This window comes from Massilia sp. Root351, assembly GCF_001425045.1.
Taxonomy (GTDB): domain Bacteria; phylum Pseudomonadota; class Gammaproteobacteria; order Burkholderiales; family Burkholderiaceae_D; genus Rugamonas.
Genome location: NZ_LMDJ01000012.1, coordinates 144170 through 165510 on the forward strand (window position 1 = coordinate 144170; position 21341 = coordinate 165510).

Annotated in this window: 16 protein-coding genes and 6 tRNA genes; 12 read left to right on the forward strand and 10 right to left on the reverse strand. The window is 64.7% G+C overall.

Annotated features, from left to right (window positions below):
* The first annotated feature begins 81 nt into the window (after nt 1-81).
* From ASD15_RS13620 to xdhB, 3 genes are read left to right on the forward strand one after another with little or no spacing between them, the layout of a single operon-like run.
* The gene (locus ASD15_RS13620) at nt 82-1383 is read left to right on the forward strand and encodes an NCS2 family permease (RefSeq protein ID WP_057155524.1); all 1302 of its coding nucleotides are present in this window, start codon (nt 82-84) and stop codon (nt 1381-1383) included.
* An 11-nt stretch (nt 1384-1394) separates the two neighbouring features.
* Nucleotides 1395-2906, forward strand: coding sequence for a xanthine dehydrogenase small subunit (gene xdhA, locus ASD15_RS13625; protein ID WP_057155525.1), 1512 nt, complete (start codon nt 1395-1397; stop codon nt 2904-2906).
* Nucleotides 2903-5257 carry a xanthine dehydrogenase molybdopterin binding subunit gene (gene xdhB, locus ASD15_RS13630; protein WP_057155526.1) on the forward strand — a complete coding sequence of 785 codons (2355 nt, stop codon included), beginning with the start codon at nt 2903-2905 and terminating at the stop codon, nt 5255-5257. The genes xdhA and xdhB overlap by 4 nt, the downstream gene beginning before the upstream one ends.
* Nucleotides 5258-5332: 75 nt before the next feature.
* Here xdhB and ASD15_RS13635 read toward each other — a convergent pair whose 3' ends face one another.
* The 6 genes from ASD15_RS13635 to ASD15_RS13660 all read right to left on the reverse strand — a co-directional run bounded on the left by ASD15_RS13635 (nt 5333) and on the right by ASD15_RS13660 (nt 11094).
* On the reverse strand, nt 5333-5911 hold the full coding sequence (locus tag ASD15_RS13635; protein WP_057155527.1) for a PEP-CTERM sorting domain-containing protein: 579 nt from the start codon (nt 5909-5911) through the stop codon (nt 5333-5335).
* 123 nt (nt 5912-6034) lie between these two features.
* Entirely contained in the window at nt 6035-6421 is a 387-nt protein-coding gene (locus ASD15_RS13640) for a MerR family transcriptional regulator (protein ID WP_057155528.1), read from the reverse strand.
* Between the two features lie 83 nt (nt 6422-6504).
* Complete coding sequence (locus ASD15_RS13645) at nt 6505-7182, reverse strand: YceH family protein (protein WP_057155529.1); 678 nt, start codon at nt 7180-7182, stop codon at nt 6505-6507.
* 51 nt (nt 7183-7233) lie between these two features.
* On the reverse strand, nt 7234-8463 hold the full coding sequence (locus ASD15_RS13650) for a glycerate kinase (protein WP_057156061.1): 1230 nt from the start codon (nt 8461-8463) through the stop codon (nt 7234-7236).
* Between the two features lie 133 nt (nt 8464-8596).
* Nucleotides 8597-9961 carry a dicarboxylate/amino acid:cation symporter gene (locus ASD15_RS13655; protein WP_057155530.1) on the reverse strand — a complete coding sequence of 455 codons (1365 nt, stop codon included), beginning with the start codon at nt 9959-9961 and terminating at the stop codon, nt 8597-8599.
* A 68-nt stretch (nt 9962-10029) separates the two neighbouring features.
* Nucleotides 10030-11094, reverse strand: coding sequence for a tartrate dehydrogenase (locus ASD15_RS13660; RefSeq protein WP_057155531.1), 1065 nt, complete (start codon nt 11092-11094; stop codon nt 10030-10032).
* Between the two features lie 114 nt (nt 11095-11208).
* On the opposite strand from ASD15_RS13660, the gene ASD15_RS13665 reads away from it, so the two are divergent.
* Complete coding sequence (locus tag ASD15_RS13665) at nt 11209-12126, forward strand: LysR family transcriptional regulator (RefSeq protein WP_057155532.1); 918 nt, start codon at nt 11209-11211, stop codon at nt 12124-12126.
* Between the two features lie 10 nt (nt 12127-12136).
* On the opposite strand, the gene cysE is transcribed toward ASD15_RS13665, so the two are convergent.
* The 3 genes from cysE to rnr form a co-directional block, all read right to left on the reverse strand.
* Nucleotides 12137-12880: a serine O-acetyltransferase gene (cysE, locus tag ASD15_RS13670; protein WP_057155533.1), complete on the reverse strand. Its 744-nt coding sequence runs from the start codon at nt 12878-12880 to the stop codon at nt 12137-12139.
* A gap of 128 nt (nt 12881-13008) precedes the next feature.
* Entirely contained in the window at nt 13009-13755 is a 747-nt protein-coding gene (gene rlmB, locus ASD15_RS13675) for a 23S rRNA (guanosine(2251)-2'-O)-methyltransferase RlmB (protein ID WP_057155534.1), read from the reverse strand.
* 55 nt (nt 13756-13810) lie between these two features.
* Nucleotides 13811-16291 (reverse strand): ribonuclease R, encoded by a 2481-nt coding sequence (gene rnr, locus ASD15_RS13680; protein WP_057155535.1) that lies wholly within the window; start codon nt 16289-16291, stop codon nt 13811-13813.
* A 325-nt stretch (nt 16292-16616) separates the two neighbouring features.
* Between rnr and ASD15_RS13685 the strand changes: the two genes are divergently transcribed.
* The 8 genes from ASD15_RS13685 to ASD15_RS13720 all read left to right on the forward strand — a co-directional run bounded on the left by ASD15_RS13685 (nt 16617) and on the right by ASD15_RS13720 (nt 20341).
* Nucleotides 16617-16701, forward strand: a tRNA-Leu gene (locus tag ASD15_RS13685).
* A 125-nt stretch (nt 16702-16826) separates the two neighbouring features.
* Nucleotides 16827-17924, forward strand: coding sequence for an NF038122 family metalloprotease (locus ASD15_RS13690; RefSeq protein WP_057155536.1), 1098 nt, complete (start codon nt 16827-16829; stop codon nt 17922-17924).
* A gap of 78 nt (nt 17925-18002) precedes the next feature.
* Nucleotides 18003-18087 (forward strand) — tRNA-Leu (locus ASD15_RS13695).
* Between the two features lie 142 nt (nt 18088-18229).
* A tRNA-Leu gene (locus tag ASD15_RS13700) sits at nt 18230-18314 on the forward strand.
* Between the two features lie 40 nt (nt 18315-18354).
* Nucleotides 18355-18439 (forward strand) — tRNA-Leu (locus ASD15_RS13705).
* A gap of 116 nt (nt 18440-18555) precedes the next feature.
* Nucleotides 18556-20082, forward strand: a complete 1527-nt coding sequence (locus tag ASD15_RS13710; RefSeq protein ID WP_057155537.1) for a S41 family peptidase — start codon at nt 18556-18558, stop codon at nt 20080-20082.
* Nucleotides 20083-20154: 72 nt separating this feature from the next.
* Nucleotides 20155-20239, forward strand: a tRNA-Leu gene (locus ASD15_RS13715).
* A gap of 17 nt (nt 20240-20256) precedes the next feature.
* A tRNA-Leu gene (locus tag ASD15_RS13720) sits at nt 20257-20341 on the forward strand.
* A 38-nt stretch (nt 20342-20379) separates the two neighbouring features.
* Here ASD15_RS13720 and ASD15_RS13725 read toward each other — a convergent pair.
* Complete coding sequence (locus ASD15_RS13725; RefSeq protein ID WP_057155538.1) at nt 20380-21261, reverse strand: LysR substrate-binding domain-containing protein; 882 nt, start codon at nt 21259-21261, stop codon at nt 20380-20382.
* Nucleotides 21262-21341: the final 80 nt, after the last annotated feature.

Below are 21341 nucleotides of genomic sequence, written 5' to 3' on the forward strand. Positions count from 1 at the left end.
CCAAAGCGCGGGACGTCATATTTTTCCACTCGCAAGAAGTGGAATTTCGGACGTATAAAAACTAAACACGAGACAAACATCATGAACTTCCTGGATAACTACTTCAAGCTCAGTGAGAACGGCAGCAACGTCCGCACCGAGGTATTGGCCGGCATTACCACCTTCCTGACGATGGCTTACATCATCTTCGTCAACCCCTCCATCCTCGGCGACGCCGGCATGCCGAAAGACGCCGTCTTTGTGGCCACCTGCGTGGCGGCGGCCATCGGTACCCTGATCATGGGCCTGTACGCCAATTTCCCGATTGGCCTGGCGCCCGGCATGGGCCTGAACGCCTACTTCGCCTACGGCGTCGTCAAGGGCATGGGCTTCCCCTGGGAAGCGGCGCTGGGCGCGGTGTTCATCTCCGGCTGCTGCTTCCTGGTGGTGAGCCTGCTGCGCGTGCGCGAGAAGATCATGAACGCCATCCCGGCCTCGCTGCGCACCGCCATCCCGGCCGGCGTGGGCTTGTTCCTGGCGTTGATCTCGCTGAAGAACTCGGGCATCGTGGTTTCCAGCCCGGCCACCTTCGTCACCATGGGCAACCTGCACGAGCCGGCGCCCATCCTGGCCATCATCGGCTTCCTGGTGATCGTGGCGCTGGACCGCCTGAAAGTAACGGGCGCCCTGCTGATCGGCATCATGACCGTGACCGTGCTGTCGTTCTTCTTTGCCGGGAACACCTTCAACGGCGTAGTCTCCATGCCGCCATCGATCGAACCGACCGTGTTCAAGCTGGACATCATCGGCGCCATCTCGCACGGCCTGCTGAACGTGGTGCTGGTGTTCTTCCTGGTCGAGCTGTTCGACGCCACCGGCACCCTGATGGGCGTGGCGCAGCGCGCTGGCCTGATGAAAGACGGCAAGCTGCCGCCGACCATGAACAAGGCCCTGCTGGCCGACTCCGGCGCCATCATCGCCGGTTCGGTAATGGGCACCTCGAGCACCACCGCCTTCATCGAAAGCGCCGCCGGCGTGCAAGCGGGCGGCCGCACCGGCCTGACCGCCGTCACCGTCGCCGTGCTGTTCCTGCTCGCGCTGTTCATCGCGCCGCTGGCCGGCGTGGTCCCGGCCTACGCCACCGCTCCCGCCCTGTTCTTCGTAGCCTGCCTGATGCTGCGCGAACTGGCCGAAATCAACTGGAGCGAAACCACGGAAAGCATTCCCGCCGTAATCACCGCGCTGGTGATGCCATTCACCTATTCGATCGCCAACGGCCTGGCGCTGGGCTTCATCAGCTACGCCGCGTTGAAACTGCTGACCGGCAAGCACAAGGAAGTCAGCGGCATGATCTGGGGTATCGCCGGCGTATTCCTGTTCAAGACCATTTATATCGCAGGTTGAAGGAGTAGTCCATGTCTCACCCGATTCGTTTTTACTACCAGGGGCGCGTGCAGGAAGTCGCGTCCAACTCAGGCACCCCGCCCACCCGCACGCTGCTTCAGCATCTGCGCGAAGACCAGCATTGCACCGGCACCAAGGAAGGCTGCGCCGAAGGCGACTGCGGCGCCTGCACCGTCGTCATCGGCTCGCTGGTGAACGGTGAACTGGAAATGCGCAACGTGAACTCGTGCATCCAGTTCCTGCCCACGCTGGACGGCAAGGCCGTGTTCTCGGTGGAAGACCTGAAGCAGAAGGACGGCGGCCTGCACCCGGTGCAGGAAGCGCTGGTCGAATGCCACGGTTCGCAATGCGGTTTCTGTACCCCGGGCTTCGCCATGTCCTTGTGGAGCCTGTACCTGAAGCAGGAAGAAGTGAAAGCTTCAGGCCAGACCGCCCCCCTGTGCCGAAAACAAATCGATGAGACCCTGTCCGGTAACCTGTGCCGCTGCACCGGTTACCGGCCGATTATCGATGCCGCGCATCGCATGGGCGAATTGCCGCCCGTGAGCTTTGACCGGGAGGCCCTGGTGGCCGCCCTGCAAGACCTGCAACGAGATACCATGTTCAGCTACACCCACGACGGCCAGTCCTTCCATGCGCCGCGCACCCTGGCCGAGCTGGCCGAACTGCGCGCCGCCAAGCCCAACGCCACCATTTTGGCGGGGTCCACCGACGTGGGCCTGTGGGTGACCAAGCAGATGCGCAACCTGGGCGACGTGATCTACGTGCGCCAGGTGAAGGAACTGCACCTGATAAGCATGGTGGACGGCATGCTGGAAATCGGCGCCGCCGTGTCGCTGGACGACGCCTACCGCTCGGTGGGCGACCTGTACAAGAACGACTCGCTGCACGAACTGTGGCAGCGCTTCGCCTCGCAGCCGATCCGCAGCACCGGCACCCTGGGCGGCAGCGTCGCCAACGGCTCGCCCATTGGCGACTCCGCACCGTGGATGATAGTTCTGGGCGCCGAAATCGTGCTGAATGGTTCGCAAGGCCGCCGCAGCATGCTGCTGCAGGACTTCTACCTGGACTACATGAAGAAGGACTGGCAGCCGGGCGAATTCGTCGAAGCGGTGCGCATTCCGCTGCCGAAGGCGGAACAGCAGTTCCGCACCTACAAGCTGGCCAAGCGCTACGACCAGGACATTTCCGCCGTCGCTTCCGCCTATTGCATCACGCTGGAAGACGGCATCGCGCGCAATGTGCATATCGCCTACGGCGGCATGGCCGCCACCTCCAGGCGCGCGCCGCTGGCCGAAGCGGCCATCGAGGGCAAGCCGTGGAATGAGGAGACGCTGAAGGCCGCCATGGCCGCGCTGGCGCAGGACTACACCCCGCTGACCGACATGCGCGCCACCGCCAGCTACCGCATGAAAACCGCGCAGAACCTGCTGCGCCGCTTCTGGCTGGAGTCGCGCCCCGACGGCGCCCTTCCCGTCACTTCGATCAACGCGTTTGCATTCAAGGAAAAGGACGCAGCATGAACAGTAAATCCGAAGCGTTCATGACCATCGGCGCGGCCCAGGGCTGGGCCGAAGTGGGCCAGAACCACCCGCACGAATCGGCCATCCTGCACGTGCTGGGCGAAGCCACCTACACCGACGACATCCCCGAAGCGCAAGGCACGCTGCACGCCGCGCTGGGCCTGTCGCCGAAAGCGCACGCGCGCATCCTGTCCATCAACCTGGAGCCGGTGAAGGCCATGCCGGGCGTGGTGGCCGTTTATACCTACAAGGACATCCCCGGCACCAATGACTGCGGCCCGATTATCCACGACGATCCGATCCTGGCAGAGGAAAAGGTCGAATACGTGGGCCAGCCCATCTTCATCGTTGTGGCGCAAACCCACGACCAGGCGCGCCACGCCGCGCGCAAGGCCGACATCCAGTACGAAGAGCTGCCAGCCATCCTGACGCCGGAAGCGGCGCGCGACGCGGAATCGTTCGTGGTGCCGCCGATGCGCCTGACGCGCGGCGACGCCAAGGCGGCCTTCGAGCGCTCCAAGCATATCCTGAAGGGCACGCTGCACGTCGGCGGCCAGGAGCAGTTCTACCTGGAAGGCCAGATCTCGTACGCGCTGCCCAAGGAAGCGGGCGGCATGCACGTCTACTGCTCCACCCAGCACCCCACCGAGATGCAGCACGTGGTGGCGCATGCGCTGCACATCGCTTCGCACGCGGTGGTGATCGAATGCCGCCGCATGGGCGGCGCCTTCGGCGGCAAGGAATCGCAGTCCGCGCTGTGGGCCGCCTGCGCGGCGGTGTGCGCCAATGCGCTGAAGCGCCCGGTCAAGCTGCGCGCCGACCGCGACGACGACATGATGGTGACCGGCAAGCGCCACTGCTTCTACTACGAGTACGAGATGGGCTATGACGACAACGGCCTGATCACCGCCGCCAAGGTGGAGATGGTGACGCGCGCCGGCTTCTCGGCCGACCTGTCGGCGCCGGTGGCCACGCGCGCGATCTGCCACTTCGACAACACCTACTACCTGAGCGACTGCGACATCCGCGCCATGGCGGGCAAGACCAACACCCAGTCGAACACCGCCTTCCGCGGCTTCGGCGGCCCGCAGGGCGCCATCGCCATCGAGTACATCGTCGACGAGATCGCGCGCAAGCTGGGCAAGGACGCGCTGGACGTCCGCAAGATCAACTTCTACGGCCGCAACGACGAGGAAGGCCGCAACTACACCCAGTACGGCCAGAAGGTGGTCGACAACGTGATCCATGAGCTGGTGGACCAGCTGGAGAACGACAGCGCCTACCGCGCCCGCCGCGAAGCCATCCGCGCGTTCAACGCCACCAGCCCGGTGCTGAAAAAAGGCCTGGCGCTGACACCGGTGAAATTCGGCATCGCCTTCAACGTCACCCACTTCAACCAGGCAGGCGCACTGGTGCACATCTACACCGACGGCTCGGTGCTGGTGAACCACGGCGGCACCGAGATGGGCCAGGGCATCAACACCAAGGTGTGCCAGGTGGTGGCGCATGAACTGGGCATTCCGCTGGCGCGCGTGCGCGCCAGCGCCACCGACACCAGCAAGGTCGCCAACACCTCGGCCACGGCCGCCTCCACCGGTGCCGACTTGAACGGCAAGGCCGCGCAGGACGCCGCCGCCACGCTGAACCGCCGCCTGCGCGAGTTCGCCGCCAAAACGTACGCCTGCGAGCCGGCCGCCGTGGTGTTCGCCAACGGCATGGTGTACGCCGGCGACGCCACGGTCAGCTTCCCGGACCTGGTGCAGAAGGCCTACCTGGCACGCGTGCAGCTGTGGTCCGACGGTTTCTACGCCACGCCGGGCCTGAGCTGGGACCGCGAGAGCATGACCGGCAACCCTTTCGGCTACTACGCCTACGGTGCGTCCGTGTCGGAAGTGGTGGTCGACACGCTGACCGGCGAATGGAAGCTGCTGAAAGTGAACGCGCTATACGACGCGGGCAATTCGCTGAACCCGGCCATCGACGTGGGCCAGGTGGAAGGCGCCTTCATCCAGGGCATGGGCTGGCTGACGACCGAGGAACTGTGGTGGAACAAGGCGGGCAAGCTGATGACGCACGCGCCGTCGACCTACAAGATCCCGGGCGTTTCCGACTGCCCTGAAGACTTCGACGTGCAGTTGTTCAAGAACCGCAATGCCTTCGACAGCATTCACCGCTCCAAGGCGGTGGGCGAGCCGCCGCTGCTGCTGCCCTTCTCGGTCTTCCTGGCCATACGCGACGCGGTGGCGTCGGTAGGCGACTACCGCATCAACCCGCCGTTGCGCGCGCCAGCCACCAGCGAAGCGATCCTGGATGCGGTGGAGGCCGTGCGCGAGCAAGCCGAAGCACAGTAGCCGGGCCTGGCGCCAAAAGAAAAAAGCCGCTGCGGAGATTATCCGCCAGCGGCTTTTTCTTATCGGCGCAGAAAATTACTGCTTGCGGCGGCGCGCTGCGGTCAATGCTGCCAGCGCGATGCCCACCAGCATCAGGCTGCCAGGTTCCGGCACGGTGCCGCCCTGGGCAGGTGCGCCCGCATCAACCGGCGTGTAGTTGAAGGTCGCGGTCACATAGGAATTGGCGCCGACAATGTTGACTTCGGAACTCAGGAACGCGTTCACACGCAGGAGTTGGTCGGACAACAGCCCAACCAGTTGCGCGTTGCTCAGGGTGAACGATTTGGTGAACTTGTTGTCGTGTGCGGTATAAGCAGTCCAGTCGTTGCCGCCGCCGTTGCCATTGCCGTTGTTGGTCTTGTAAGTGAAATCGCCGAAGGAAATGTTCTCAGCCGAGATACTCAGGAATTCACTGGCAGTGTTCGCGGAAAAGTCACCCCGCGCTGTCAGGGTCAGCGTGGCGCCGCCGGTGAAGGTCTTGGACAGGCCGGTGAAATCGAACACGAAGTCCTGGCCAGCCACGGTCTGGGTCTGCGTTTTGGTGATGATGGTCGAATGGGCGGCGAACGAGGCGGCAGACAGCAGCAGGGTTGCGAGTACTTTTGCAAATTTCATAACACTAGTTTCATAAAATAAATAGAACTTAGCATTAAGCAATAGTTATGCCAGCATCGCAACTCCTTGATTCTTAACGGGAGCGACTTTCTGAATAAAAGTATGTGTAAAGTTTTCCGACAGCTATGGTGATTGCAGGTCAGTTTCCATATTGGAATACAGTGCAATTTTCTGGTGGAGATAGGCCAGCGTTTCCTGCATCGCCCTCACTTCGGCCTCGACGGCAGCCGTGTGCCGGACCAGCATGGCTTTGCGTTCGGCCACGCTGGCCGGCAGGTCGCCCTGCTCACGCAATTGCGCGTAATGCAGCATCTCCTCGATCGACATGCCGGTGGCACGCAGCCGCAACAGAAAAGCGATCCAGTTGAGGTCATCGGCGCGGTAAAGCCGGTGGCCATTGCTGCGGCGCGGAATCGGCTTGATCAAGCCGATCCGCTCGTAATAGCGCAGCGTGTGCACGCTGAGTCCACACGCTTCAGCCGTCTGTTGTATCGTCAGTGAAGCAGTCATGGGGGCAGGTCATGCACCTCCTGCCGAAACATACGCAGTGTATGTCATGGGCGCGAAGGGGCCTGAGGCAGGTTAAAACAGGGCTATTCGAACTGCTTCCTGAACGCTGCGAACTGGGCGGCAAGGTCGCTGAAGTCCTGGCGCAGCTGGGCCACTTCGGCTTCGAGCTGGGCGACGCGGCTGCCCTGCGCCGGGGTGCTGGTGCTGCCGCCGTAACTGGCGGCGGTTTCCTCGCGCGCCAGCGCTTCTTCACCCTGCAGCAGGTGGCCGTAGCGCGGCTCCTTGGTGCCCGGCGCCAGCGGCAGCTTGGCAGCCAGCGGCGGGTATTTGTCGATCAGGAACTGCAGCGCCTGCTCGACGTCGGCCACGGATTTGAAGTCGTGCAGGCGGCCGGTGCGGGTGCGGATTTCGCCGGCCGTCTGCAGGCCGCGCAGCATCAGGACGGTCAGCACGGCCACTTTGTCCTGCTCCAGCGACCACTTGATGCGCATGCGGTGCTCGTACTTGGTGACGCGCGCGCCGGCTTGCGTGATGCCGTTGACGAACTTGCGCTGCATGAGACGCTGCAGCACGTCGGCCACGGTTTCCTCGGAGATCGACATCACCGGGTCGCGGCTGGACAGCTGGTTGCAGCCGTTGGTGATGGCGTTCAGCGACATCGGGTAGTTGTCCGGCGTGAGGGCTTCTTTTTCAGCCAGCACGGCGAGCACGCGGGTTTCAAACGGGTCCAGCAGGTTGGGGTTGTCCGCTTCGTTGGTCATGCGTTTTCCTTCTTTCGACAAGTTGCATAGTCGAATTTACCATATTCCAGGTCAGGTAATCAGGATGGCGCGGAAGTCGTTGACGTTGGTGAGCGTGGGACCGGTGACGACGGAGTCCCCCAGCGCCTGGAAAAAGCCGTGGCCGTCGTTCTCGTCCAGGCTCAGCCTGGGACGCAGGCCCAGCTCGGCCGCGCGCGCCAGCGTGTCCGGCGCGAGGATGGCGCCGGCGATTTCTTCTACGCCGTCCACGCCGTCGGTATCGCCCGCCAGCGCGTATACGCCCTCCTGCCCTTCCAGCGCCACGCCCAGCGCGAGCAGGAATTCGACGTTGCGCCCGCCCCGCCCCTTGCCCCGCAGCGTTACCGTGGTTTCGCCGCCGGAGAGCAGGATGCAGGGCTTCTCGAAGGGCTCGCCGTGCCTGGCCGTGCTGCGCGCGATTCCCCCCATGACCTTGCCGACGTCGCGCGCTTCGCCTTCCAGGCCGTCGCCGAGCAGGTGGCAGCGCACGCCGGCCTGGCGGGCAACTTGCGCCGCCGCTTGCAGCGCCATGCGCGGCGTGACGGCCAGGTGCAGTTCGGAGGCGGCCAGGCGCTGGTCCCCCGGCTTGACGGTTTCTCCTTCGCCGCTGCGCAGCAGCGCCAGCACGCTGTCCGGCGCGGCGATGCCGTAACGCGACAGGATGGCCAGCGCGTCCGCGCAGGTGGTGGGGTCCGGCGCGGTGGGGCCGGAGGCGATGTCGATCGGGTCGTCGCCTGGGACGTCGGAGATCAGCAGGGTCACCACGCGGGCCGGGGCGCAAGCCGCCGCCAGACGGCCGCCCTTGATGGCCGAGATGTGGCGGCGCACGCAGTTCATCTCGGAGATGGTGGCGCCGCTGGCCAGCAAGGCCTGGTTGACGGCCTGCTTTTCGGCCATGGTGATGCCGGGCGCGGGCAGCGGCAGCAGCGCGGAGCCGCCGCCGGAGATCAGGCAGATCACCAGGTCGTCCCGGCCCAGTCCTTGCACCAGCTCCAGCATGCGCTGGGCGGCACGGTGGCCTGCTTCGTCCGGCACCGGATGGGCCGCCTCGGCGATGTCGATGCGCTCGCACGGCACGGCATAGCCATAGCGGGTGACCACCAGGCCTTCCAGCGGGCCGGGCCAGTTGCGCTCCACCGCCTGCGCCATCGCCGCGCTGGCCTTGCCCGCGCCGATCACAATGGTGCGCCCTTGCGGCGCCGGCGGCAGGTGCGGCGGTACGCACAGCGCCGGCTGGGCGGCGGCGATTGCTGCGTCGAACATGGCGCGCAACAGCAGGCGCTCCCGCCCGCCAAAGCGGGGGCCGGGGCCGGCGGCAATGCTGCCTTCCCCGGCTGCGCCACAGGCAGCCGCCGCGTCGTGCACACGCACCTCGCCGTGCGCCGCTTCGATCAGCTTAGCCATGGCGCACCGCTCCTTCCATGGCCATGCGCACCACCGGCTGCGGCGCTTCCTCCCGCTCCGTGGCGACGGGCTCGCCGTACAGCACGTCCATGTCGGCAGTGCCGTTCAGCACCGCATCCGCCCGCACGCGGTCCAGGCCGCCGACCCAGCGCGCAATCGCCATGGTGCCGACCGCGTTGCCGATGGTGTTGGTGATGGCGCGCGCTTCGGACATGAAGCGGTCCACGCCCAGCAGCAGCACCATGCCCTCCACCGGTATCTTGCCCATGGATGCCAAGGTGGCCGCCAGCGTGATGAAGCCCGAGCCGGTCACTCCCGCGGAACCCTTGGAGGTCAGCATCAGCACGCCCAGCACCAGCAACTGGTCCATCAGCGTCAGATGGGTGTTGGTGGCTTGCGCAATGAAGATGGCGGCCATGGTGTAGTAGATGCATTGCCCGTCGGGATTGAAGGTCAGCCCGGACGGCACCACCAGCCCCACCACCGGCTTCGAGCAGCCGACCTGCTCCAGCTTGTGCATCAGTTGCGGCACCACCGATTCGGACGAGCTGGTGCCCAGCACGGTGAAGAGCTCCGCGCGCAAGTACTTCAGGAACCTCCACAGGCTGAAGCCCGAGAGCCGCGCCACCAGGCCCAGCACCACGAACACGAACAGGAAACAGCTCAGGTACATGGTGCCCATCAGCTGCGCCAGCTTGGCGATGGACGAGAAGCCGTATTTGCCAACCGTGAAGGAGATGGCGCCGAACGCCGCAATCGGCGCCACCCGCATTACCAGGCCAACGATGTAGAACATGGCGTTCGAAAAGCTCTCCAGGAAGCTCACCACCGGCTTGGCGCGGCTGCCCAGGTGCGCCAGCGCCACGCCGAACATGATGGAGAACACCAGGATCTGCAGGATCTCGTTCTTGGCGAAGGCGTCCACCACGCTGCCCGGTATCATGCCCAGCACGAAGTCCATGAAGCTGGCCGGCTTGGCGGCGGCCGCGGTGTAGGTGGCAATGCTCTTGGTGTCCAGCGTGTGCGGGTCGATATTCATGCCCACACCGGGTTCCACCAGGTTTACCGCCAGCAGGCCGAGGCCCAGCGCAAAGGTGGACATCACCTCGAAGTAGATCAGCGCGCGGCCGCCGACGCGGCCCAAGTCCTTCATGCTGTCCATTTTCGCGATCCCCAGCACCACGGTGGCGAAGATCACCGGCGCGAACACCATCTTGATCAGCTTGATGAAGGCGTCGCCGAGCGGCTTGAGCTTGGTGCCCAGCTCGGGATCGAGCACGCCGAGCACGATGCCTGCCGCCACGGCGATGAGGACTTGCACATATAGCGTCCCCAGGAACTTGCGGGTTCTTTTCATGATCAGTCTCCAGTTATGAGTGAGCGTGCGGCGGCTCTCGGGCCGCCTTGGCACGCGGGTGGCTTGCTTTATTGGCCGGCGCGGATGTAGCTGCACACGGCGCGGGTGACATCGGCCGTGCTGGCCGTGCCGCCCAGGTCCGGCGTGTGGACTTTGTCCGCCGTCACGGCTTCAATCGCCTTCATCAGGCGCCTGGCGGCGCCCTCCTCGCCCAGGTGCTCCAGCATCATGGCGGCGGTCCAGAAGGTCGCCACCGGGTTGGCGATGCCCTTGCCGGCGATATCGAAGGCGGAGCCGTGGATAGGCTCAAACATCGACGGGAAGGCGCGCTCCGGGTTCAGGTTGGCCGTGGGTCCGATGCCCAGGCTGCCCGACAGCGCGGCGGCCAGGTCGGACAGGATGTCCGCATGCAGGTTGGTGGCAACGATGACGTCCAGCGTTTTCGGCTTCAGCACCATGCGGGTGGTGACGGCATCCACCAGTTCGCGGTCCACTTTTACGTCCGGGAAGCCGGCGGCAACTTCGTAGAAGATCTCGTCCCACATCACCATGCCGAAACGCTGCGCGTTGGACTTGGTGACCAGCGTCAGGTGCTTGGCGGGACGCTTCTGCGCCAGCTCGAACGCGAAGCGGTGGATGCGCTCCACGCCGGCGCGGGTGAACACGGCGGTCTCGGTGGCCGTTTCGATCGGCAGGCCGCGGTGGGTGCGGCCGCCGTTGCCGGCGTACTCGCCTTCGGAGTTTTCGCGCACGATCACCCAGTCGATGTCCTCGCCTCCTTTCAGCGGGCTGGTCACGCCCGGCAGCACGCGCGCCGGACGCACGTTGGCGTACTGGTCGAAGCCCTGCGCGATGGGCAGGCGCAGGCCCCACAGCGACACGTGGTCCGGCACCTGCTGGCTGCCCACCGCGCCGAAGAAGATGGCGTCGAAGGCCTTCAGCTGTTCCAGGCCGCCTTCGGGAATGTAGTAGCCGTGCTCCAGGTAGTAGTCCGAACTCCACGGGAAGTGTTCGATGTCGAACTTGAAGCCGCGGTCGTGGCTGGCGAGCGCGTTCAGCACTTCCAGGCCGGCTGCGATGACTTCGGGACCGATGCCATCGGCTGGGATGGCGGCAATTTTATGGATGCGCATGGGTATCTCCTCAAGTTTTGTATGGGATGCAACAGCACCGTGAACACAGTGTAGTGCTGCGCCAAACCCATGGAATACGTGTAAAGTTACGCTACTTGTTCCCTGGAGTTAAAGATGATCGATCCATCCGAACTGGCGTTTTTTGTCCAGATCGTCAAGGAGGGCAGCCTGTCGGGCGCGGCGCGCGAGCTGGGTGTCACGCCCGCGTCGGTCAGCAAGCGGCTGACCAAACTGGAGCAGGAACTGGGCGTGCCGCTGCTGAACCGCACCACGCGGCGCCTGAGCGTCACCGACGCGGGCGAGCTGTATTACGCCAACGCGGTGCGTATCCTGGGCGAGCTGGAGGAGCTGGAGCGGCAGCTGTCGCAAGACCGCGCCGCGCCCAAGGGCCTGCTGCGGGTGAATGCGCCGCTGGGCTTCGGCCGCACCTACATCACGCCCATCGTGTCCAACTTCGTCAAGCGCTACCCCGAGGTGGAGGTGCAGCTGCAGTTGAGCGACCATCCGCTGAGCCTGGTGGACGAGTCATTCGATATCGGTATCCGCTTCGGCGAGGTGCCCGATGCGCGCGTGGTGGCGACCAGGATCGCGGCCAACCGGCGGCTGGTGTGCGCGGCGCCGTCTTACCTGAAGCAGCACGGGCTGCCCAAGGTGCCGAACGACCTGGTCAAGTTCAACTGCATCGTGCTGCGCCAGAACGACGCGGCTTACGGCACCTGGCGCTTTACCAAAGGACGGCAGACCGAGACGGTGAAGGTGCGCGGCACCTTGAGCAGCAACGACGGCGAGGTGGCGCTGAACTGGGCCCTGGACGGCCACGGCCTGCTGCTGCGGGCGGAATGGGATATTGCGAAGTACCTGCGCTCGGGGCGCTTGCAGATCGTGCTGGAGGACTACGCCACGCCGCCGGCCGACATCCACGCCATCTACCCGGAGAAGCACAAGCTGTCGTCCAAGGTGAAGGTGTTCGTGGAATTCCTGGCGGCGAGCTTCCAGGGGCCGGCGGGGAAGAAGCCTGCCTCCGCCTGGTAAGACCTGGCAGTTATTCGACCAGCTTGTTCAGCTGGGCGGAGTTGAACTTGTCGCACGCGGGCACGGATGGGCAATCCAGCCCCGCCGCCTTCATGGTGGCGGCCATGCGCTCGATCTGCAGCTCCTGCGCGGCGGCCTGGTCGATCAGCGCGCGCAGCGCCTTGATGAGCGGATCGTCGCCGTTGGCGGTGATGCCGTAGGCCGAGAACAGCTTGGCGGACGGGCTGACGCTGACGGCATCCTTGTCGATGATGTGGGCGGGGTTGCCGACCGCCGTGGCGCCCGCCGGCACGGGTTTCAGCAGCACGGCATTGGAGCCGACCTTGGCATAGTCGCCCACCGTAAACGCGCCCAGCACCTTGGCGCCGGCGCCGATGATGACGCCGCGCCCCAGCGTGGGGTGGCGCTTGCTGCCGGTGTGCAGCGAGGTGCCGCCCAGCGTGACGCCCTGGTAGATGGTGCAGTCGTCGCCCACCACGGCGGTTTCGCCGATGACCACGCCGAAGCCGTGGTCGATGAACACGCGGCGGCCGATCTCGGCACCGGGGTGGATCTCGATGCCGGTGATGATGCGGGCCAGGTAGGAGATAAAACGTCCCGGCCATTTCAGGCCGCGCGTCCAGCACCAGTGCGCCCAGCGGTGCAGCACGATGGCCTGCAAGCCCGGATAACAGGTCAGCACCTCCCAACCGTTGCGGGCGGCAGGGTCGCGTTCGATGATGCTGTTGATGTCTTGGCGCAGATTGCGGAACATGGGGATGCAGGATGGAAGCCGATACTCAATGGTAGCGTATTCGGTTCGGAGTTGCTTGGGGGGCGCGGAGCCAGGGGCGGATACCTGGGGTCAGGCCCGACGGGCCCGCCCCCGGCAGCCGGGGCTGCTTAGCCTTCTTTGACCAGGCGCTGGCGGCGCGCCTCGTACAGGCAGACGCCGGAGGCGACCGAGACGTTCAGGCTCTCGACGGTGCCGAACATGGGGATGCTGACCAGCATGTCGCAGGTCTCGCGGGTCAGGCGGCGCATGCCCTCGCCTTCCGACCCCATCACCAGCGCGGTCGGGCCGGTGAAGTCGGACTGGTACAGGTTCTTCTCGCCGTCGTCGGAGGTGCCGATCAGCCAGATGTCGCGGTCCTTCAGGTCGCGCAGCGTGCGCGCCAGGTTGGTCACGGTGATGTAGGGTACGTTCTCGGCCGCGCCGGACGCCACTTTGGCGGCGGTGGCGTTCAGGCCCACGGCGCGGTCCTTCGGCACGATGACCGCGTGCGCGCCGGCGCCGTCGGCCACGCGCAGGCAGGCGCCCAGGTTGTGCGGATCGGTAATGCCGTCCAGCACCAGCAGCAGCGGCGGGCCTTCGATGGCGTCCAGCAGCTCGTCCAGGTTGCGCGCCAGCGAAATCTGCTGCGCGAAGGCGATCACGCCCTGGTGGCGGTGGGTGCCGACGATCTTGTCGAGGCGGGTGGAATCCACGGGCATCACGCGCACGCCGAGCGACTTGGCGTTGGCCACCAGGTCGGTCATGCGACGGTCGTTGCGGCCCACGTCGACAAAGATTTCCTCTACCGAGGAAGCTTCGTGGCGCAGGCGCGAGGTGACGGCGTGGAAGCCGAAAATCATTTTGTTCTTGGACATGCTTTTCTTCTTGAGGTGCCGCCCCGCAGGGAACCGGGGGGCGGCGGGTTAATGCTTAGCGCTTCTTCTTGCTCTTGCTGGCAGGCTTGGCGGCCGGTGCTGCGGATTTGCTGCGCTTCGGCTTGGCGGCCGACTGGCCGGCGGATTTGCCCTGGCTGCCCTTCGATTTGGTGGCGGCCGGCGTCCGCGACTGCACGCTCGGGCCAGGCTTGACGTTGGTGCGGGTGTCGGGCTTGGGCGGCTGCTTGCGGTTGCGGCCGCTGCCTGGCTCGTCGCCCGAACCCGGGCGCACGCCGGCGGCATCCTGCTCGGCTTGCGCCAGGCGCAGGTCGATCTTGCGGGTTTCCAGATCTACGCGCACTACCTGCACGTTGACCTTGTCGGTCAGCTGGTAACGCTTGCCGGTGCGTTCGCCTTTCAACTCATGGCGCGCTTCGTCGAACTGGAAGTAGTCCGCGCCCAGGTCGGTAATGTGCACCAGGCCTTCGACGAACAATTCCTGCAGTTGCACGAAGATGCCGAAGGTGGTCACGCCGGTGATCATGCCGGTGAATTCTTCCCCCAGCTTGTCCTGCATGAAGTAGCACTTCAGCCAGGATTCCACGTCGCGCGAGGCTTCGTCGGCGCGGCGCTCGTTGGCCGAGCAGTGCACGCCCAGCGCATCCCACACGGTCAGGTCGCCGGCCGCTTTGGGCTGCTTGCCTTCGGCCTTGTCCTTGGCTTGCTGGCGGCGCGTGGCGTTCGACACGGCCGTGTTCAGCACGCTGGTGTCGGCCACTTTCGGGTCATACTTCTTGCCCAGCAGGATAGCCTTGATGGCGCGGTGCGTCAGCAAGTCCGGATAGCGGCGGATCGGGCTGGTGAAGTGGGCATAGGCCTCGTACGCCAGGCCGAAGTGGCCGATGTTGTCCGGGCTGTAGACCGCTTGCTGCATCGAGCGCAGCAGCATGGTTTGCAGCAGCGACGCGTCCGGACGCTCCTTGATCTTTCGCATCAGCTCGGCGTAGTCGCCGGCGGCCGGCGTGTCGCCGCCGGCCAGGCTCAGGCCGACCTGCTTCAGGAAGTCGCGCACCTGCTTGAGCTTTTCCTTGGTCGGGCCGGCGTGGATGCGGTAGGTGCCGGGATGCTTGTGGCGCAGCAGCAGGTCGGCGGCGCACACGTTGGCGGCCAGCATGCACTCTTCGATCAGCTTGTGCGCGTCGTTGCGGGTGCGCGGGATGATCTTTTCGATCTTGCCGGCGGCGTTGCAGACGATGTAGGTCTCGGTGGTCTCGAAGTCGATCGCGCCGCGCTCGTTGCGGGCTTTCACCAGCGCATGGTAAACGTCGTACAGGTTCTGCAGGTGCGGCACGATGCCGGGGCGGCGCGCCGCCTCCGGACCCTTGGTGTTGCCCAGGATGGCGGCCACTTCGTTGTACGTCATGCGCGCGGCCGAATGGATCACGGCCGGGTAGAACTGGTAAGCCTTGATCTCGCCCTTGGCGGTGATGACGGCGTCGCACACCAGCGTCAAACGGTCGACCGCCGGGTTCAGCGAGCACAGGCCGTTGGACAGCTTTTCCGGCAGCATCGGGATCACGCGGCGCGGGAAGTAGACCGAGGTACTGCGCTCGAGCGCGTCCGCGTCCAGCGCATCGTTCGGCTTCACGTAGTGGCTCACGTCGGCAATCGCGACGATCAGGCGGAAGGCGTTGCTGCGGCCGATCTTGACCGGCTCGCAATACACGGCATCGTCGAAGTCGCGCGCGTCTTCGCCGTCGATGGTCACCATCGGCACGTCGCGCAGGTCGACGCGGTCGGCCAGGTCGGCTTCGCGCACGTGGTCCGGCAGCTTGTTGGCCTGCTTTAGCGCGGCGTCGGAGAAGATGTGCGGCACGCCGAACTTGCGCACCGCGATTTCGATTTCCATGCCGGGGTCGTCCAGCGCGCCCAGCACTTCGGTGATGCGGCCTTGCGGCTGTTTGAAGCGGCCCGGCTGCTCGGTCAGCTCGACGGAGACGATCTGGTCCACCTTCGCCTTGCCCACCGGGCCTTCGACGATGATGTCCTGCGCAATGCGCTTGTCTTCCGGCGCCACCAGCCACACGCCGTTTTCCTTCAGCAGGCGGCCGATGATGTGGGTGTTGGCGCGCTGCACCACTTCGACGATGGTGCCTTCCGGACGGCCGCGGCGGTCCAGGCCGACCACTTTTGCCAGCACTTTGTCGCCATGCAGCACTTTGGCCATCTCGCGCTCGGACAGGAACAGGTCCTCGCCCGGCTCGTCCGGGATCACGAAGCCGAAACCGTCGCGGTGGCTTTGCACGCGCCCGGCCACGAAGCCGGAGTGGTCCGCCAGGGCGTAGAAGCCGTTGTGGTCCGAAACGATCTGGCCGTCGCGCTCCATGGCGTTCAGACGGCGCGTCAATACGGCGTGGGATTCGGCTTTAACATCGAGCGACAGCGCGAGAGCGCGCAGGTCGAGCGGCGCCTTGGCGCTGCGGAAGATGCCGAGGATTTCCTCACGGCTAGGAATGATGTGGGTAGATTGGTTCAAAAGTATTTCTATGGTTTTATTATTGATGGAGAAAAAATCGTGTACCGCCCTGACCAGCCACGTTGACATGGAACAGGGCGTAGTGTACCGGAGGTCGCGCCATTTGCCTAACGCGGGGCCGTTGGCCGCGTGCCTGAAAATAGTTACTCCAGGCTATTTGACTTCTCAAAAGAATCCTCTATAATTCTGGTCTTCCGCAGCGGAAACGCTGAGGAAACGGCGAGTTGATGTGCAGTATGGAACGGAAACGTTCATCTGGCGCGAAACTCTCCAAGTCGTTATAATAGCAGAAGTTGTTATGCAGTATCTGTTATGAAGCTTCAGTGCCCACGTGGCGGAATTGGTAGACGCGCATGGTTCAGGTCCATGTGCCGCAAGGTGTGGGGGTTCGAGTCCCTCCGTGGGCACCACAGAATTCCTTGTCGGACTTCCTGACACGCTGCAGCAGCAAGCGGCCGAAGCACGCACAAGTGCTTGATTCCACAGCCCCGCACGGTTCTTGCATCAGCCCACGCATTCCAACCAGGAGTGCGCCATGAAAATTCTCGCCGCAGCAACCATCTTTGCCCTTGGCAACCTGCTCGCCAACGCGCCGGCCCAGGCCGCCCCTATCTTCAATTTCCAGTTCACGCCCGGCACCACGCTGCAAGCCCAGCAAGGCTTCATCGAAGCCGGCGCGCGCTGGTCCGCACTGCTGACCGACAACATCGCCGTCAACCTGACGGTCGGCTTCGGCGCGCTGGGCGGCGGCATACTTGGCCAGGCAGCCAGCACCCAGGACTTCCACTCCTACGCCAGCTTCCGCAGCGCGCTCGAGGCCGACCGCAGTTCGGCACTGGACAACACGGCCGTCGCACACCTGCCCCGGACCAGCTTCGGCATGCTGATCAACCGCACCGCCAACAACCCGAACGGCGCAGCCAGCGCCACCCCCTACCTCGACAACAACGGCAGCGACAACAACAGCACCGTCTTCATCACCAACGCCGAAGCGAAGGCGCTGGGCATGGCGGTCGTGGAAGACACCCTGCCCGGCTGCATCGGCAATTGCGACGGCTTTATCCAGTTCAACAGCAACCTGTCCTTCGACTTCGACAGCCGCAACGGCATCGGCGCCACGCAGTACGACTTCGTCGGCATGGCCGCGCATGAAATCGGCCATACGCTGGGCTTCATCAGCGGCGTGGACGTGCTCGACTTTAACTCGCCGCCCAACAACGGCCCCTTCTACGACAACGAATTCACGTATGTGTCCGGGCTGGACATGTTCCGCTACTCGGCGCAAAGCAGCGCCAGCGGCGTGATCGACTGGACCGCCGACGCGCGCGCGAAGTACTTCTCGGTGGACGGCGGCGCCACGCTGGGCGCCGAATTTTCCACCGGCACCAACTTCGGCGACGAGCGCCAGGCCAGCCACTGGAAGGATTTGATGATGCTGGGCCTGATGGACCCGACCGCCGCGCAAGGCGAACTGCTGCTCATCACCAGGAACGACCGGATGGCGATGGACGCCATCGGCTACAACCTGGCGCCGATACCGGAGCCGTCGCAGGCGGCCATGTACGGCGCGGGCCTGCTGATGGCGCTGGCCTGGGCCGGCGGCAGGAAATATTTTCATGGAAACATCAATTGACGCTTGACCAAGACCGCCGCGGCCTTTAAGATTCGGGCCTCTGTTGCAGAACAACGCCGCAGAAAACGCAGCAACAGTGCCCACGTGGCGGAATTGGTAGACGCGCATGGTTCAGGTCCATGTGCCGCAAGGTGTGGGGGTTCGAGTCCCTCCGTGGGCACCACAGAATTCATTTTCCGGCCGCTTTTTCCGCCGCCCGCGCAGCCCGGCGAGAAATCTTGCTTTCGCTCTTGACGGCAGGGCTGCCAGCCCTTACTATGCGTGCCTCTGTTGCAGAACACCGCAGCAAAGACAAAGAAGACAGAGCCCACGTGGCGGAATTGGTAGACGCGCATGGTTCAGGTCCATGTGCCGCAAGGTGTGGGGGTTCGAGTCCCTCCGTGGGCACCACAGTTCTGTTTTCGATGTTTGGTAGTACCAGCAGTACATTGCCCACGTGGCGGAATTGGTAGACGCGCATGGTTCAGGTCCATGTGCCGCAAGGTGTGGGGGTTCGAGTCCCTCCGTGGGCACCAAGAATTCCGCAGAAAAGGCCTCCTTCGGGAGGCCTTTTCTCATTGCGCGCGGCATTTGTTGACTCCCGCACATATAACGGCATAGTATGCTTACTTATTTGACAATAAGGAAGCCCATGCTGCTGCCTCTCCTGCGCGCCCGCCGCGCACTGCTGCCCGCCCTGCTGCTGACGCTGCTTCCGGCCACTGCCGGCGCCGCCGGCAAGACCGCTGCGGACTGGCAGGCCGCCGCCAGGGCCGATATCGAGGCGGTGCACCAGCTCATCCTGACCGCGCATCCCGGCAGCATTGACGAGCTCAATCCCGGCTTCAGGGTCTGGGCCGAACAAGGCTACCGCGAAGCGCTGCAGCTAATTCCCAGGGTGAACAGCTACGATTCCATGATGGCGGCGGCGCGCTACTACGTCAGCGGTTTCCGCGACGGCCACTTGATTTACTCGGACAATGCGCGGCGCGATTATCCCATGCTGGTCAACGGCTGGCGGCTGCGCAAGCAAGGAAGCGACTACGTGGTGGATGCGCACTTGAAGGACTGGCCGGCGCCATTGCCGCCGCTGGGCGCCCAACTGCTGCGATGCGACGGCCGCGAGGTGGACGCCATTCTCGCCGAAGACGTCGCACCCTATATCGAGCGCCGCAGCAACGGCAAATTGGCCGAACACCTGGCTGGCGCGCTGACCGTTCCCGCCCTGCCCGACCTGCAACTGAAGCGCTGCCAGTTCCGTACCGCCCAGGGCGCCGTGCTGGACATGCCCATCACCTATCAGGGCATCCCCATGCAGCGCTACTTCCAGCCATGGGAGAAAGCGCCGCCAAAAAGCCCGCAGCAGCAGCGGCGCAGCAACAAATTCAGCTTCGAGGACGGCGTACTGTGGATCAGCGCGGCCAATTTCAACGCGCTGCCGTCCAAGGAGCAGATCGCCGAGTTCGACGCCATGCTGGCTGACCTGGGCACACTGCAGGGCGTGCGCCTGATGGTGTTCGACGTGCGCGGCAATGGCGGCGGCAGCAGCGTCATCGGCGACAAGATCTTCACCGCCGCCACCGGCGGACTCGACTACGACAAGCAGGATCTCGACAAGCTGCCACGCACTTACGCGCAATGGCGCGTGTCCGACCTGCTGCTGGAGACCGCCGGCAAGTTCACGCAAGGTTTCGTCACGCGCTACGGCCCGGACAGCGCGGAGGCGAAGCGGTCCGAAGCCTTCCTCAAGCAGGTGCAGCAAGCCAGGGCAAAAGGCGAGACTTGGGTGGAACAGCCCGGCGGCAACCTGCTCACGCGCGCGGAAGTCGCCCGGCGCGGCGGCAAACTGCGCCGCTATGGCGGACCCGTGGCGCTGCTCACGGACGCGTCCTGCGCCAGCGCCTGCCTCGACTTCGCCGACCTGGTGCTAAGCGTTCCCGGCGCCGTCCACCTCGGCCGCACCACCGGCGCCGATACGCTGTACATCGACGTCGGCCGCGCCAGGCTCCCGAGCGGCAATGTGTTGGTGATGCCGCAGAAAGTGTGGCGCAACCGCCTGCGCGGCAGCGACGAGGCGCTCGCGCCGGGCATCGTGCTGAAGGCCGACCTGGACGACGACGCGGCCGTGCGCGCGGAAACCCTGGCCGCGCTGAAGCGGGACCGGCGAGCCGCCCCTTGACGGCGGCTCATCCATCCCTTACTATGCGTGCCTTCTGTTGCAGAACAACGCCGCAGAGAACGCAGTAACAGTGCCCACGTGGCGGAATTGGTAGACGCGCATGGTTCAGGTCCATGTGCCGCAAGGTGTGGGGGTTCGAGTCCCTCCGTGGGCACCACAGAATTCCGCAACAGTGCCCACGTGGCGGAATTGGTAGACGCGCATGGTTCAGGTCCATGTGCCGCAAGGTGTGGGGGTTCGAGTCCCTCCGTGGGCACCACAGAATTCCGCRAAAWAGCCTCCTTCGGGAGGCTTTTTCTATTGTCCGAAGCGTTCCGCCATGAAGTCCACGAAGCTGCGCAGTTTAGGCGAGCGGTAGCGGTCCTGCAGATACACCAGGTTCATCGGCCGGCTAGGCAGCGTATAGCCGGGGAACAGCGGCACCAGCCGCCCCGCCCGCACATCCCCTTCCATCAGTATCGCCGGCTGCAGCACGATGCCCATGCCGTGCAGCGCGGCCACGCGCAAGGCCTGGCCGTTGTTGACCTGCACCCGGCCGGCCACCGGCACGCACAAGTCGCCATCCTCGCCGGTCATGCGCCAGTGCGCCAGTGCGGCCATGGAGAACGACAGGCAATCGTGTCCGCTCAATTCCTCCGGCCTGGCCGGCGTGCCCTTGCGCGCCAGGTAGCCGGGCGAGGCGCAGATCATCAGCCGGTAAGGCGCCAGCGGCTTCGCGACCAATGCGGAATCCGGCAAATGCCCGATCCGCACCGCCACCTCGCAGCCCTCCTCCACCAGGTCCAGCACGCGGTCGCTCAGCACCACGTCCACATCCACTTGCGGGTAGCGCTCGAGATAGGCGGACAGCGCTGGCATCAGCGCCTCCGCGCCGAACGTGAGCGGTGCGGTGACGCGCAGTTTGCCGGCCGGCGCCAGCTGCAGGGTCTGCGCCTGCGCGTCGGTCTCGGCCACCAGCCGCAGGATTTCCTTGCAGCGCTGATAGTAGTCCTCCCCGAAAGCGGTCAGGTACTGCCGCCGCGTGGTGCGGTTGAGCAGGCGCGTGCCGAGGCGCTGCTCCAGCATGCGCACATGGTTGCCCGCCATGGTCGCCGACATGCCGCTGGCTGCGGCCGCAGCGCTAAGGCTGCCCTTTTCTACGGCCTGCACATACACCCTCATGCTTTCCAGCAGATCCATTTAACAGCTCCAGTTGCAAATGCATCAAGTACCCGCAAGTTTATCTCAACATGGTTTTAAATGACACTGAGGTCTTTCCG